At 65.7% G+C, this 14,040-nt stretch carries 13 protein-coding genes; 10 read left to right on the forward strand and 3 right to left on the reverse strand.

What is annotated here, in order from left to right; translation table 11 throughout:
• Positions 1–277: 277 nt before the first annotated feature.
• On the reverse strand, positions 278–1,054 hold the full coding sequence (locus BFE01S_RS26045) for an enoyl-CoA hydratase (RefSeq protein ID WP_028228029.1): 777 nt from the start codon (positions 1,052–1,054) through the stop codon (positions 278–280).
• 138 nt (positions 1,055–1,192) lie between these two features.
• Here BFE01S_RS26045 and paaN point away from each other — a divergent pair, with 138 nt between their 5' ends.
• From paaN to paaK, 5 genes are all read left to right on the forward strand, one after another.
• Positions 1,193–2,893 (forward strand): phenylacetic acid degradation protein PaaN, encoded by a 1,701-nt coding sequence (gene paaN / locus BFE01S_RS26050; RefSeq protein WP_028228030.1) that lies wholly within the window; start codon positions 1,193–1,195, stop codon positions 2,891–2,893.
• 96 nt (positions 2,894–2,989) lie between these two features.
• Positions 2,990–4,192 (forward strand): 3-oxoadipyl-CoA thiolase, encoded by a 1,203-nt coding sequence (gene pcaF, locus BFE01S_RS26055; protein ID WP_028228031.1) that lies wholly within the window; start codon positions 2,990–2,992, stop codon positions 4,190–4,192.
• 67 nt (positions 4,193–4,259) lie between these two features.
• Positions 4,260–5,051, forward strand: coding sequence for a 2-(1,2-epoxy-1,2-dihydrophenyl)acetyl-CoA isomerase PaaG (gene paaG / locus BFE01S_RS26060; protein WP_028228032.1), 792 nt, complete (start codon positions 4,260–4,262; stop codon positions 5,049–5,051).
• A 1-nt stretch (position 5,052) separates the two neighbouring features.
• The gene (gene paaI, locus BFE01S_RS26065) at positions 5,053–5,526 is read left to right on the forward strand and encodes a hydroxyphenylacetyl-CoA thioesterase PaaI (protein WP_028228033.1); all 474 of its coding nucleotides are present in this window, start codon (positions 5,053–5,055) and stop codon (positions 5,524–5,526) included.
• 116 nt (positions 5,527–5,642) lie between these two features.
• Positions 5,643–6,941 (forward strand): phenylacetate--CoA ligase PaaK, encoded by a 1,299-nt coding sequence (gene paaK / locus BFE01S_RS26070; protein ID WP_028228034.1) that lies wholly within the window; start codon positions 5,643–5,645, stop codon positions 6,939–6,941.
• Positions 6,942–7,040: 99 nt separating this feature from the next.
• On the opposite strand, the gene mltA is transcribed toward paaK, so the two are convergent.
• Both mltA and apaG read right to left on the reverse strand, forming a co-directional pair.
• Positions 7,041–8,345, reverse strand: a complete 1,305-nt coding sequence (gene mltA, locus BFE01S_RS26075) for a murein transglycosylase A (protein ID WP_084170171.1) — start codon at positions 8,343–8,345, stop codon at positions 7,041–7,043.
• Positions 8,346–8,430: 85 nt separating this feature from the next.
• A complete protein-coding gene (gene apaG / locus BFE01S_RS26085) occupies positions 8,431–8,805 on the reverse strand; it encodes a Co2+/Mg2+ efflux protein ApaG (protein WP_028208771.1) in 375 nt (124 codons plus the stop codon).
• 200 nt (positions 8,806–9,005) lie between these two features.
• On the opposite strand from apaG, the gene rpe reads away from it, so the two are divergent.
• The 5 genes from rpe to trpD all read left to right on the forward strand — a co-directional run bounded on the left by rpe (position 9,006) and on the right by trpD (position 14,023).
• Positions 9,006–9,695 carry a ribulose-phosphate 3-epimerase gene (rpe, locus tag BFE01S_RS26090; RefSeq protein ID WP_028228037.1) on the forward strand — a complete coding sequence of 230 codons (690 nt, stop codon included), beginning with the start codon at positions 9,006–9,008 and terminating at the stop codon, positions 9,693–9,695.
• Positions 9,692–10,399: a phosphoglycolate phosphatase gene (locus BFE01S_RS26095; RefSeq protein ID WP_028228038.1), complete on the forward strand. Its 708-nt coding sequence runs from the start codon at positions 9,692–9,694 to the stop codon at positions 10,397–10,399. The genes rpe and BFE01S_RS26095 overlap by 4 nt, the downstream gene beginning before the upstream one ends.
• 480 nt (positions 10,400–10,879) lie before the next feature.
• Positions 10,880–12,373: an anthranilate synthase component I gene (gene trpE, locus BFE01S_RS26100; protein ID WP_028228039.1), complete on the forward strand. Its 1,494-nt coding sequence runs from the start codon at positions 10,880–10,882 to the stop codon at positions 12,371–12,373.
• A gap of 14 nt (positions 12,374–12,387) precedes the next feature.
• On the forward strand, positions 12,388–12,963 hold the full coding sequence (locus tag BFE01S_RS26105; protein ID WP_028228040.1) for an aminodeoxychorismate/anthranilate synthase component II: 576 nt from the start codon (positions 12,388–12,390) through the stop codon (positions 12,961–12,963).
• Positions 12,964–12,976: 13 nt separating this feature from the next.
• Entirely contained in the window at positions 12,977–14,023 is a 1,047-nt protein-coding gene (gene trpD, locus BFE01S_RS26110; RefSeq protein WP_028228041.1) for an anthranilate phosphoribosyltransferase, read from the forward strand.
• The last annotated feature ends 17 nt before the right edge of the window (positions 14,024–14,040 follow it).

Consider the following 14,040-nt stretch of genomic DNA (forward strand, 5'->3'; position numbering starts at 1 on the left):
CTACCGGCTTCTTTCTGCGTCGCTGCGTCTGCAGCAGAGAAACGAGATTATGAAGAATCTTTTTCGCTTCGTCAACATCTTTTTTTTGCGTCGCCGCCTGAAAGCTGTCAACCTCGCGTCCGCCCGTTCCCTCCGGCGGCCTTCGCCGCTGCACCGGTGTCACCCGTGAACTGCGAAGGGGGCGAATCTTACCGCCCCCCACCCCCATCCCGCAAGGGGAAACACGAAAAAATTTGCCTGCCGCCTTTCCAGGAGGAGCGGCAGCAAGCTCTGCCCGTTATTTGTTCTTGAAGACCGGCTTGCGCTTCTCCACGAAGGCTGCCATCCCCTCTTTCTGATCCTCCGTCGCGAACAGCGAATGGAACAGGCGGCGCTCGAAGTGCACCCCTTCGGCCAGCGTGGTTTCGTACGCGCGGTTCACCGACTCCTTCGCCATCATCACCGCCGGGAGCGAGTACTCGCTGATCGTGGTCGCCGCCGCAATCGCCTCGTTCAACAGGTCGGCCGCCGGAATCACGCGTGAGACGAGGCCCGCGCGCTCCGCTTCGGCCGCATCCATCATGCGCGCGGTCAGACACAGATCCATTGCCTTCGCCTTCGAAACCGCGCGCGGCAAACGCTGCGTGCCGCCCGCGCCGGGAATCACACCCAGCTTGATTTCAGGCTGACCGAACTTCGCCGTATCCGCCGCAAAGATGATGTCGCACATCATGGCCAACTCGCAGCCGCCGCCCAGCGCGAACCCGGCCACCGCAGCAATGATCGGCTTGCGGATCGAGCGGATCGTCTCCCAGTTGCGCGTGATGTAGTCGCCCTTATAGACATCCATGAAGCTGTAGGTCGCCATCATGCCGATGTCCGCGCCGGCCGCGAACGCCTTCTCGCTGCCGGTGATGACGATCGTCCCGATGCTCTCGTCCACGTCGAACGCCTTCAGCGCCGCGCCCAGTTCGTCCATCAGCGCATCGTTCAGCGCATTGAGCGCCTTCGGGCGGTTAAGCGTGATCAAACCGACTTTGCCGCGCGTTTCGACCAGGATGTTCTCGTACGCCATACGTCCTCCTTCCATCTATGAAAAGTCCCCCAAAAAAATTTTCACGCCAAACTTTGACTAATGCTAACATTTGCCAACCAACCGGTCGGTTAATTAATCGGCGCGGGCCTGCCCCAACCTCTCAATCTATGTTGCGCCATGACACATCCCTTGTTCGCCAAGCACGAGAGCGTGCTGCAAAAGGCGGTCGCCGCCATCGAGACCCGTGGCTACTGGAGCCCGTTCGCTGAAATGCCCAGTCCAAAAGTGTACGGGGAAACCGCCAGTGCCGAAGGCGAAGCCGCATTCAAGGCGCACCTGAACCGGACGTTCGAACTCGACCAGCCGACCACCGGCGCGACCGTCGGCAGCGAAGCCTCGCCGTTCGGGTTCGCGCTGGGTGCACGCTATCCGGAAGCCTCCCCGGAGCAGTTGATCGCCGCCGCCCAGGCAGCGCAGCGCGACTGGCGCGCCGCCGGACCGCAAGCATGGGTGGGTGTCAGCCTCGAAATCCTCGAGCGCCTGAACCGCGCAAGCTTCGAGATCGCCTACAGCGTCATGCACACCACCGGTCAGGCCTTCATGATGGCCTTCCAGGCCGGCGGCCCCCACGCGCAGGACCGCGCGCTCGAAGCCGTGACCTATGCCTGGGACCAGCTGCGCCGCATTCCTGCCGATACGCACTGGGAAAAGCCGCAAGGCAAGAATCCGCCGCTCGCCATGCACAAACGCTACACGGTCGTGCCGCGCGGTACCGGCCTCGTGCTCGGCTGCTGCACGTTCCCGACCTGGAACGGCTACCCCGGCCTCTTCGCCGATCTCGCGACCGGCAATACCGTCATCGTCAAACCGCACCCGGGCGCGATCCTGCCGCTCGCAATCACGGTGCGGATCGCGCGCGAAGTCCTGCGCGAAGCAGGCTTCGACCCGAACGTGGTCACGCTGCTCGCCACCAACCCCAACGACGGCGCGCTCGTGCAATCGCTCGCGCTGCGCCCCGAAATCAAGCTGATCGATTTCACCGGCAGCACGCAGAACGGCGACTGGCTCGAGCAACACGCCCATCAGGCCCAGGTGTACACCGAGAAGGCCGGCGTCAATCAGATTGTGATCGACTCGGTGGACGACCTGAAGGCAGCCGCGCGCAATATCGCCTTCTCGCTTTCGCTTTACTCGGGCCAGATGTGCACCGCGCCCCAAAACATCTATGTGCCGCGCGACGGCATCCGCACGGCTGAAGGCCACCTCAGCTTCGAAGCCGTTGCACAGGCGCTTGCCGGTGCCGTCACGAAGTTCGTGGCCGATCCGGCCCGCGCCGTCGAAGTGCTTGGTGCAATCCAGAACGAAGGCGTGACAGCCCGCATCGACGAAGCGCGCACGTTAGGCACGGTGCTGGCCGAAAGCCTGATACTCGAACATCCTCAGTTCCCCGGCGCACGCGTGCGCACGCCGCTCGTGCTCTCGCTCGACGCCGCCCGCGACGCGGCCTCGTTCATGCGCGAGTGGTTCGGCCCGATTTCGTTCGTGATCGCCACCGATTCGACCGCGCAGTCGCTCGAACTGGCCGGGTCGATCGCTCGCGACCATGGCGCACTCACGCTCTCCGTGTACAGCACCGACGACGCGGTCATCGAAGCCGCCCACGAAGCCGCGATCACCGGCGGCGTGGCGCTGTCGATCAACCTCACGGGCGGCGTGTTCGTCAATCAGTCGGCGGCGTTCTCGGACTTCCACGGCACGGGTGCCAACCCGGCGGCGAACGCGGCCCTGGCCGATGCCGCATTCGTGGCAAACCGCTTCCGCGTGGTTCAGAGCCGGGTTCATGTTGAACCGAAAGCCGCCCCTGTTGTAGCCGGCTGAACGGCCTATGCCGTTTGGCCGAATAGAACCTGATTCGCCATCCCTCTAGCATGTATGCATGAGCGTACTTCCGCGCTCGTGCCTCAGGAATCCGAGATGACCGAAGCCTATATCTGCGACGCGATCCGCACCCCGTTCGGCCGCTACGGCGGCGTACTGAAAGACGTCCGTGCGGACGACCTGGGCGCCGTGCCGATCCGCGCACTCGTCGAGCGCAACCCGGGCGTGGACTGGCGCACGCTCGACGACGTGCTGTACGGCTGCGCGAACCAGGCCGGCGAAGACAACCGCAACGTCGCGCGTATGTCCGCCCTGCTCGCGGGCCTACCAACCGACGCCCCCGGCGCCACGATCAACCGCCTTTGCGGCTCGGGCCTCGACGCTGTCGGCAGCGCCGCGCGCGCGATCAAGGCAGGCGAAGCGCGCCTGATGATCGCGGGCGGCGTGGAGAGCATGACGCGCGCGCCCTTCGTCATGGGCAAGGCGGCATCGGCATTCGCACGCGATGCGAGTATCTACGACACCACCATCGGCTGGCGTTTCGTCAATCCGCTGATGAAACGCGAGTACGGTATCGACTCGATGCCCGAGACGGCGGAGAACGTCGCCGTCGAGTTCGGCATCGGCCGGGCCGACCAGGACGCGTTCGCGCTGCGCAGCCAGCAAAAGGCCGCCCGCGCGCAGAAGGACGGTACGCTCGCCGCAGAAATCGTGGCCGTGGAAATCGCCCAGAAGAAAGGCGACCCGATCCGCGTCGCACTCGACGAACATCCGCGCGAAACGTCGCTCGAAGCACTGGGCAAGCTCAAGGGCATCGTGCGCCCCGACGGCACTGTCACCGCCGGCAATGCTTCGGGCGTGAACGATGGCGCGTGCGCGTTGCTCATCGCCAACGAAGCCGCCGCCAGCCAGTATGGCCTGCGCCGCCGCGCCCGCGTGCTCGGCATGGCAACGGCCGGCGTCGCGCCCCGCATCATGGGCATCGGGCCGGCCCCCGCCACACAGAAGCTGCTGAAGCAGCTCGGCATGACGCTGGATCAGTTCGACGTGATCGAGCTCAACGAGGCTTTCGCTTCGCAAGGGCTCGCCGTGCTGCGCCAGCTCGGCCTGAAGGACGACGACGCGCGCGTCAATCCGAACGGCGGCGCGATCGCGCTCGGTCATCCGCTCGGCGCCTCCGGTGCGCGGCTCGTGACCACGGCCCTGTACCAGCTGGAGCGCATCAACGGACGTTATGCGCTCTGCACGATGTGTATCGGCGTAGGCCAGGGCATTGCCCTCGCCATTGAACGCCTCTGATCCGAACGCAACTATCGGCCGGCCGCCGGGCGTAGCACGGCGGCCTTGGAGCTGCAGGAGACAACCGGTGCCCTACGATTCGATCCGCGTCGAAACCGACGCATCCACACGCGTGGCGACGATCACGCTCAACCGCCCCGACAAGCTCAATAGCTTCACGCGCGCGATGCACCGCGAACTCGCCGCCGCGCTCGACGAAGTCGTCGCCGCCGGCGCGCGCGCGCTGGTGCTCACCGGCGCGGGCCGGGGCTTCTGCGCTGGCCAGGATCTCGCGGATCTCGACTTCACGCCCGGCGCAATGACGGACCTCGGCGCGCTGATCGAAGAGTATTTCAATCCGCTCATCAAACGCCTGCAGGCACTGCCCATGCCCGTGATCGCCGCCGTCAACGGCACCGCGGCGGGCGCGGGCGCCAATCTCGCGCTCGCCTGCGACGTCGTGCTCGCGGCGCGCTCCGCCAGCTTCATCCAGGCCTTCGTCAAGATCGGCCTCGTGCCCGACTCCGGCGGAACGTGGTTCCTGCCGAAGCGCGTCGGCATGGCACGCGCGCTGGGACTTGCGATGACCGGCGAACGCCTGCCGGCCGAAAAGGCCGAGAGCTGGGGACTCGTCTGGCAAGTCACCGAAGACGCCGACCTGGCGGCCACCGCCACCGCGCTCGCCGCGCAACTCGCGAAGCAACCCACCCGCGCCATCGTGGCGACACGCGAAGCAATGCGCGCCTCAGCCACGCAAACGCTCGACCAGCAGCTCGATCTCGAACGCGATCTGCAACGCGAACTCGGCGCGTCGCACGACTATGCCGAGGGCGTTCAGGCGTTCCTGGAAAAGCGCGCACCGCGCTTCGAGGGCCGCTGACATGTCCACGCAAACGTCCACACCGCGCGTTGCGCCTGGCGCCATGTCTGCCGACGAACTTGCCCGCGCCACCGCACAAGCCATGTACGACGCCGACGCCTGCAGCCGCGCGCTCGGCATCGAACTCATCGAAGTGCGCGCGGGCTATGCGCGCCTTTCCATGGCCGTGCGGCCCGAATTCCTCAACGGCCATCAGATCTGCCACGGCGGCCTGATCTTCACGCTCGCCGACTCGACATTCGCGTTCGCATGCAATTCGTACAACGTGAACACCGTCGCGGCCGGCTGCTCGATCGAATTTCTGCGCCCCGTGCAACCGGACGACGTGCTCACCGCCGAAGCCGTCGAACAGATTCTTTCGGGACGCAACGGCGTGTACGACATCCGCGTCACGAACCGCGCGGGCGAAACCGTCGCGCTCTTCCGGGGCAAGTCCGCGCAAATTCGCGGCAACGTCATTCCGGTAGCGGAGTGAGCGGGAATCCCGACGGCTTTTCAACGTATCCACGCAATCCACGTACAGAACCCAAGGCGCAGCCTTGCATGGGGTCAGAGTCAGCGCCCCCACTCTGGCCGACACAGGAGACATCGATGACTACCACGCTGCCGCTCGACCCCATCGAAAAGGCAAGCCGAGACGAACTTGCGGCACTTCAGCTCGAACGGCTGAAATGGTCGCTCAACCACGCTTACGAGAACTCGCCGGTCTACCGCCGCAAGTTCGACGAGGCAGGCGTTCATCCGTCGCAGCTCCAGTCGCTCTCCGACCTCGCCCGCTTTCCATTCACGACCAAGAAAGACCTGCGTGACAACTACCCGTTCGGCATGTTCGCCGTGCCGCAGGAGCAGATTTCGCGCATTCACGCTTCGTCCGGGACCACCGGCAAGCCCACCGTGGTCGGCTACACCGCGCGCGACATCGACACCTGGGCCAATCTGGTTGCACGCTCGGTGCGCGCATCGGGTGCGCGGCGCGGCGACAAGGTCCACATCAGCTACGGCTACGGGCTCTTCACGGGCGGCCTCGGCGCGCATTACGGCGCCGAGCGCGCGGGCCTCACGGTGATCCCGTTCGGCGGCGGCCAGACCGAGAAGCAGGTTCAGCTCATCCAGGACTTCCGCCCCGACATCATCATGGTCACGCCGAGCTACATGCTCGCCATCGCCGATGAAATGGAGCGCCAGGGCATCGATCCGGCCAGCAGCTCGCTGCGCATCGGCATCTTCGGCGCCGAGCCGTGGACCAACGACATGCGCGCGGCCATCGAGCAGCGCATGGGCATTACCGCGGTCGATATCTACGGACTTTCGGAAGTGATGGGCCCAGGCGTGGCTTCGGAGTGCGCCGAAACCAAGGACGGCCCCACCATCTGGGAAGACCACTTCTACCCGGAAATCATCGATCCGGAAACGGGCGAAGTGCTGCCTGACGGCGAGTTCGGCGAACTGGTGTTCACCTCGCTCACCAAAGAGGCGCTGCCGATCGTCCGCTACCGCACGCGCGACCTCACGCGCCTGCTGCCGGGCACCGCGCGCACGATGCGCCGCATGGAAAAGATCACGGGCCGCTCGGACGACATGCTCATCATCCGCGGCGTGAACGTGTTCCCGACGCAGATCGAAGAGCTGTTGCTCAAGCAGCCGGTGCTTGCGCCGCACTACCAGATCGTGCTGACCAAGGAAGGGCCGCTCGATGTGATGGCGCTCAATGTCGAGCCGTCCCCGGAAAGCGCACCCGACGGCGCGGCGCTGGAAAAGGCGCGCAACGCGCTCGCCTACGATATCAAGGCGCTGATCGGCGTAACCGCCCTCGTGAATGTGCTGGAGGTAAACGGCATCGAGCGCTCGGTGGGCAAGGCGCGCCGCGTCATCGACAAACGTCCGAAGTAAGCGCCCTGCTGTCCCCGGCAAGCCGCCGGACATCCCCCAAAGAAAAAACCGGCGCGTGCCGACTGCGCACCGGCTTTTTCCTTCAGGTCGAACCCGCACTCACGAGTTCGGAAACAGCAGCCACATCCGGCCGCCCTGCTTCATCTTGCCGGCCAGATCGCCCGCGTCGTCGCCGAGGCCCCAGAAGTAGTCGGCGCGCACGCCGCCCTTGATCGCCGTCCCGGTGTCCTGCGCGAACACAAGGCGGTTGAGCGGCGTATTGGTCAGCGGCCGCGTGGTCTGCAGGAACACCGGCGTGCCCAGCGGAATCGACGAGGGATCCACGGCAATCGAGCGCTCCGGCGTGAGCGGCACGCCGAGCGCACCGACCGGGCCGTCGGCGCCGTCCTGCGCCGAGCCATCGGCCCCGGGCATCTCGCGGAAAAAGACGAAGCGCGGATTCGTGTCGAGCAGCGCGTCCACGCGCGAGGGATTCGCCCGCGCCCAGGCCTTGATGCCCTGCATGGTCGCCTGCGCCGGCGTAAGTTCGCCGCGGTCGAGCAGCCATTTGCCGATCGAGCGGTACGGCTGGTTGTTGGTCCCGCCAAAGCCCACGCGCATCACGCTGCCGTCTTCCATCACGACACGCCCGGACCCCTGCACCTGCAGGAAGAACGCCTCGATCGGATCGTCCACCCAGACGAGTTCGTTGCCGTCGAGCACGCCCGAGCGCTCGAGCTGCGCGCGCGGCGGCAGCGGCGTGCCCGCGCGATAGCCGGACGGCCAGTGGTAGAGCGCCGTCTGATAGATGCCGTGGCGCGTGCGCGAGCCATGCAGCAAGGGTTCGTAGTAGCCGGTCACGAGGCCGTCCAGCGTGCCGTCGTTGTTGGCGAACTGGTAGGGCGTGAAGTAGGTTTCGAAGAAGGCCCGGGCGCTCGCCGGATCGAGGTCGTCGAGCTGCGAGGCGGCGGCGCAGGCGCGCTGCCAGCGCGGATCGCGCGCGAGGCGCGTGCAGTTGGCGCGCAGCGCCGCGGTCACGCCGATCAGCGAATCGTCCTGCCAGCCCGGCACCTGTTGCCAGGCAACCGGCGTGAGGCGGGCCGCCGCGATCTGGCCGGGAACGTAGGGCGTCCCCGTGGGCGGCGAGGTCCGCACATAGCTCGGGCCGCCGCACGCGGCCAGCAGCGCCGCCAGCGCGGCCGCCCCCAGCCAGCCGGCCGCGCGGCCGAGGGTCCGTCTCGCTGCGCCCGCAGGCGCATCATCATGCTCACTGCTGAACCCGGGCATCCGCCCGGAAAACTGCCCCAAATCGCGCATACAATGCTTGTTCTCGATGGATACCGCCATGTCTGATCTGCTCGACGAATACCCGATGCTCATGTTTGGGCTGGAAGCGTTGATCGCGCTCTTCCTGCTGATTTTCATCGTCGTATGGACCGCGTCGGGCAGGAAGAAACGCGCCCCGCACGACCGGCGTCAGGACTAGCAGACTGCAAACCGGCGCTACGGTTCAATGAAGTGTGCGCGGCATGCGCAAAACGAACTCGGGAACGGGCGCCTCGAAGCGCTCGGCGTCCTCGGCCACGCAGAAGTACTCGCCCCGCATGGTGCCCACGGGGGTCGCGATCACGGCCCAGCTCGTGTACTCGAACTGTTCGCCGGGCTTGAGCAGCGGCTGGTGGCCCACCACGCCCAGCCCCTTCACTTCCTGAACGTGGTTTTCGCTGTCGGTGATGACCCAATGGCGCGCGATCAGTTGCGCGCTCACCTGCCCCGTGTTGCGGATGGTCAGCGTGTAGGCGAACGCGTATTGACGGCGCTCGGGGTCCGATTCTTCGGGCAGGTAGCGCACCTGCGACGTCACGCTGAATTCGTACTGGCTCATCCTGATTCCGGTCGATAAGGCGGTGCGGCAACGTCGCGCGCGCCGCGCACCAAGGCAGCGCAGGGATCGCGCCCTGCCGGGCATATGGTTTCGCATTCTGCTTGATGCGGCGGGTGCCCGCAACCCGGCGCGCATAGGGGCTCGCCCGGGCAGGCAGCGGTAAAATGGCGTTTTTCCGTCTATCTGCACGCCATCTCGCCATGACGCAATTCCGCATCGCCCCCAGCATCCTGTCCGCCGACTTCTCGCGCCTTGGCGAAGAAGTCCGTAACGTCGTCGCGGCAGGCGCCGACTGGATCCACTTCGACGTGATGGACAACCATTACGTGCCGAACCTCACCATCGGCCCGCTCGTGTGCGAGGCGATCCGCCCGCACGTCGACGTGCCGATCGACGTTCACCTGATGGTGCGTCCCGTGGACCGCATCGTGCCCGACTTCGCCAAGGCGGGCGCGAACGTGATCAGCTTCCACCCGGAAGGCTCGGACCACATCGACCGCACGCTCTCGCTGATCCGCGACCACGGCTGCAAGGCCGGCCTCGTCTTCAACCCGGCCACGCCGCTCAATTACCTCGACTATGTGATGGACAAGCTCGATCTCGTGCTGATCATGTCGGTGAATCCGGGCTTTGGCGGCCAGTCGTTCATTCCCGAGGCGCTCGTCAAGCTGCGCGAGGCGCGCGCGAAGATCGACGCCTACCGCGAGCGCAGCGGCCGCGAAATTCATCTGGAGATCGACGGCGGCGTGAAGATCGACAACATCGCCGAAATCGCGGCGGCCGGCGCCGACACCTTCGTCGCCGGTTCGGCGATCTTCGGCAAGCCCGACTACAAGGCCGTGATCGACCAGATGCGCGCGCAGCTCGCCACGGTCGGGCAGGCGCAATGAGCGCGGCGATCGTTTTTTCGGCGCCGCGCATCGAGGCGGCGCTGATCGACCTCGACGGCACGATGGTCGATACCGCCGACGACTTCGCCGCGGGCCTGAACGGCATGCTCGCCCAGTTCGACGCCGAGGAAACCACGCGCGAAGAGGTGATGGGCTACGTGGGCAAGGGCTCGGAGCATCTGATCAAAAGCGTGCTCGCGCCGCGCTTCAGCGCCGACGACGCCCAGTCGCGCTTCGAGGAAGCGCTCGCGCGCTACCAGGACGAGTACGCGAAGATCAACGGCCGGCACACGCACCTGTATCCGGGCGTCGAGGCCGGACTTGGCGCACTGCGCGAAGCGGGCGTGCGGCTTGCGTGCGTGACCAACAAGCCGCACCGCTTCGCCGTCGAATTGCTGCAGCAGTACGGTCTGTCGCGCTACTTCGAAGTCGTGCTGGGCGGCGACAGCACGCCCGCGAAGAAGCCCGATCCGCTGCCCATGCTCATCGCGTGCGAGCGCCTCGGGGTGAAGCCGCAGGCGGCGGTGGCGATCGGCGATTCGGAGAACGATGCACTCGCGGGCCGTGCGGCCGGCATGGCGACGCTCACGGTCCCCTACGGCTACAACCACGGCCAGCCTGTGCAAAATATCGATTCGGATGGTATAGTGGCCACGCTGCTCGACGCCGCCAAGGCGATCGCGGCACACAATGATCTGACCTAAGTTATCAACTTAACGTCTCTTTTCCTCATGTTTCTGAATAAAAAACGGAGTCTGAGCAGCATCGACCGGGGAGCTTGGCCCTGGCGTCGCTGGTCGCGCTAACCTCGCCCGAGGTTTGCTGAGTTCGAGCAAGAAACTCGTCTTCAGCCCCGTTTTTTATGTCGCTGCGCTCTCGCGCGTGTCTCGTTTCTAAACTGTTGCGGTAACTCACCCGTCGGCTGGCTGGCCGTTGGCATTCGTTGTCCTGCGTGTCGCTTCGTCTTACCCGGCGAGGCGCGCAGCGCAGAGCGGATTGCCGCGCCGCCCGGGCGGTCGAGTAACATCCGCACATCGGCGCCCTGCTGCCAGATTCGCAGGCGCCGGGAACACGAGCGAGCGCCGGCACAGCAAGGCCCCAGCAAGGCTCAAACAAAGCCGCCATCGCGCTCACCGCCGCGCCCTTTCAGAGCCGCGACCGGCCCGCACGAACAGGATCGGAACATGACCGAACTCGAATTCCAGTCCCTCGCCAACGAGGGCTACAACCGCATCCCGCTGATCGCCGAAGCCCTCGCCGATCTCGAAACGCCGCTCTCGCTGTATCTGAAGCTCGCGCAGCCCGAGCGCAGCGGCGCGAACTCATTCCTGCTGGAGTCCGTGGTGGGCGGCGAGCGCTTCGGGCGCTACTCGTTCATCGGCCTGCCGGCGCGCACGCTGATCCGCGCACGCAACGGAATCAACGAAGTCGTGCGCGACGCTCAGGTGATCGAAACGCACGAAGGCGATCCGCTCGAATTCATCGCGCAGTTCCAGGCGCGCTTCAAGGTCGCGCAGCGCCCCGGCCTGCCACGCTTCTGCGGCGGCCTCGCGGGCTACTTCGGCTACGACGCGGTGCGCTACATCGAGAAGAAGCTCGCCGATACCGCCCCGCCCGACGACCTCGGCCTGCCCGACATCCAGCTCCTGCTGACGGAAGAAGTGGCCGTCATCGACAACCTCGCGGGCAAGCTCTACCTCATCCTCTACGTCGATCCGCAAACGCCCGAAGCCTACACGAAGGCCAAACAGCGTCTGCGCGAGCTGAAGCAGCGCCTGCGCACGACCGTGCAGCCGCCCGTGACGTCGGCGAGCGTGCGCACCGAAACCTTCCGCGAGTTCAAGAAGGACGACTACCTCGCCGCCGTGCGCAAGGCCAAGGAATACATCGCCGCGGGCGAGCTGATGCAGGTGCAGGTGGGCCAGCGCCTCACCAAGCCGTATCGCGACAATCCGCTTTCGCTCTACCGGGCGCTGCGCTCGCTCAATCCTTCGCCGTACATGTACTACTACAACTTCGGCGAATTCCACGTGGTGGGCGCTTCGCCGGAGATCCTGGTGCGCCAGGAAAAGCGCGGCGAGGACCGCATCGTGACGATCCGCCCGCTCGCGGGCACGCGGCCGCGCGGCAACACGCCCGAGCGCGACGCGGAACTCGCCACCGAATTGCTCAGCGATCCGAAGGAAATCGCCGAGCACGTGATGCTGATCGACCTCGCGCGCAACGACGTGGGCCGCATCGCCGAAATCGGCTCGGTGGCGGTGACCGACAAGATGGTCATCGAAAAGTACTCGCACGTGCAGCACATCGTGAGTTCGGTCGAAGGCAAGCTCAAGCCCGGCATGAACAATTTCGACGTGCTGCGCGCGACCTTCCCCGCCGGCACGCTCTCCGGCGCGCCGAAAGTGCGTGCGATGGAACTCATCGACGAACTGGAGCCGGTGAAGCGCGGCCTTTACGGCGGCGCGGTCGGCTATCTCTCGTTCAACGGCGAGATGGATCTTGCAATCGCGATCCGCACCGGCCTCATCCACAACGGCAATCTGTATGTGCAGGCCGCGGCGGGCGTCGTCGCGGATTCGGTGCCCGAGTCGGAATGGCAGGAGACCGAAAACAAGGCGCGCGCCGTGCTGCGCGCCGCCGAGCAGGTGCAGGACGGCCTCGACAGCGACTTCTGAGCGGGAGAAAAGACATGTTGCTCATGATCGACAACTACGATTCGTTTACCTACAACATCGTCCAGTACTTCGGCGAGCTCGGCGAAGACGTCCGCACGTACCGCAACGACGAAATCACGATCGACGACATCGCGAAGCTGAACCCCGCGCGCATCTGCCTCTCGCCGGGCCCGAGCAACCCGCAGCATGCGGGCATCACGCTCGGCGTGCTGCGCGAATTCGCCGGCAAGACGCCCATCCTCGGCGTGTGCCTCGGCCACCAGGCGATCGGCGAAGCGTTCGGCGGCCGCGTCGTGCGCGCGAAAACCATCATGCACGGCAAGGTGAGCCAGATCGAAACCGACGGCAAAGGCGTGTTCGCGGATCTGCCGAAGCACTTCAACGTGACGCGCTACCACTCGCTCGCCATCGAGCGCGAGTCGCTGCCCGACTGCCTCGAAGTCTCGGCCTGGACCGAAGACGGCGAGATCATGGGCGTGCGCCATCGCGAACTGGCCGTGGAGGGCGTGCAGTTCCACCCCGAATCGATCCTCTCCGAGCACGGCCACGCGCTCTTCGAGAATTTCCTCAAGCAGACGAAGCGTGCTTGATACGGAGGCGGACATCATGATTACCCCGCAAGAAGCGCTGCAACGCACGATCGAGCACCGCGAGATCTTCCACGACGAGATGCTGCACCTCATGCGCATGATCATGCGCGGCGAGCTTTCGCCGGTGCTCTCGGCGGCCATCATCACGGGCTTGCGCGTGAAGAAGGAAACCATCGGCGAGATCGCGGCCGCCGCGACCGTGATGCGCGAATTCGCGAATCACGTGGACGTGAAGGACAACTCGAACTTCATCGACATCGTGGGCACGGGCGGCGACGGCTCGCACACGTTCAACATCTCCACCGCGTCGATGTTCGTCGTCGCGGGAGCGGGCGCGAAGGTGGCCAAGCACGGCAATCGCGGCGTGTCGAGCAAATCGGGCAGCGCGGACGTGCTCGAAGCGCTCGGCGTGAACATCGACCTGCAGCCCGACCAGGTGGCGGCCTCGATCGCGGAAACGGGCATGGGCTTCATGTTCGCGCCCAACCATCACCCGGCCATGAAGAATATCGCGGCCGTGCGCCGCGAACTGGGCGTGCGCACGATCTTCAACATCCTCGGCCCGCTCACCAATCCCGCCGGCGCGCCGAACCAGTTGATGGGCGTGTTCCACCCGGACCTCGTGGGCATCCAGGTGCGCGTGATGCAGCGCCTCGGCGCGAGGCACGTGCTCGTGGTGTACGGCAAGGACGGCATGGACGAGGTGTCGCTCGGCGCGGCCACGCTCGTCGGCGAACTGAAGGACGGCGAAATTCGCGAGTACGAGATCCACCCCGAAGACTTCGGCATGCAGATGGTCTCGAACCGCACGCTGAAGGTCGAGAACGCCGACGAATCGAAGGCGATGCTGCTCGGCGCGCTCTCGAACGAGCCGGGCGTCGCGGCGTCTCGCGTGGCGCGCGAGATCGTCGCGCTCAATGCGGGCACGGCGCTCTATTCGGCGAACATCGTGGCATCGATCGCCGACGGCATCGTGCTTGCGCGCGAGACCATCGCAAGCGGCCGCGCACGCGCCAAAGTCGACGAACTGGTACGCTTCACCCAACAGTTCAAACGCTGATCCAGCACCGTTTTAGC

Source organism: Paraburkholderia ferrariae NBRC 106233, assembly GCF_000685035.1.
GTDB classification, from domain to species: Bacteria; Pseudomonadota; Gammaproteobacteria; order Burkholderiales; family Burkholderiaceae; genus Paraburkholderia; species Paraburkholderia ferrariae.

Bases quoted from the DNA above. Each gene is read 5' to 3' on its own strand.
- mltA (WP_084170171.1), bottom strand. From the start codon at position 8,345: ATGAAAATCAGCAGGAAGAGCGCGATCAACGCTTCCAGCCCAAACATG.
- trpE (WP_028228039.1), top strand. From the start codon at position 10,880: ATGACCGAACTCGAATTCCAGTCCCTCGCCAACGAGGGCTACAACCGC.
- BFE01S_RS26095 (WP_028228038.1), top strand. From the start codon at position 9,692: ATGAGCGCGGCGATCGTTTTTTCGGCGCCGCGCATCGAGGCGGCGCTG.
- BFE01S_RS26045 (WP_028228029.1), bottom strand. From the start codon at position 1,054: ATGGCGTACGAGAACATCCTGGTCGAAACGCGCGGCAAAGTCGGTTTG.
- paaK (WP_028228034.1), top strand. From the start codon at position 5,643: ATGACTACCACGCTGCCGCTCGACCCCATCGAAAAGGCAAGCCGAGAC.
- paaN (WP_028228030.1), top strand. From the start codon at position 1,193: ATGACACATCCCTTGTTCGCCAAGCACGAGAGCGTGCTGCAAAAGGCG.
- rpe (WP_028228037.1), top strand. From the start codon at position 9,006: ATGACGCAATTCCGCATCGCCCCCAGCATCCTGTCCGCCGACTTCTCG.
- apaG (WP_028208771.1), bottom strand. From the start codon at position 8,805: ATGAGCCAGTACGAATTCAGCGTGACGTCGCAGGTGCGCTACCTGCCC.
- pcaF (WP_028228031.1), top strand. From the start codon at position 2,990: ATGACCGAAGCCTATATCTGCGACGCGATCCGCACCCCGTTCGGCCGC.
- paaI (WP_028228033.1), top strand. From the start codon at position 5,053: ATGTCCACGCAAACGTCCACACCGCGCGTTGCGCCTGGCGCCATGTCT.
- BFE01S_RS26105 (WP_028228040.1), top strand. From the start codon at position 12,388: ATGTTGCTCATGATCGACAACTACGATTCGTTTACCTACAACATCGTC.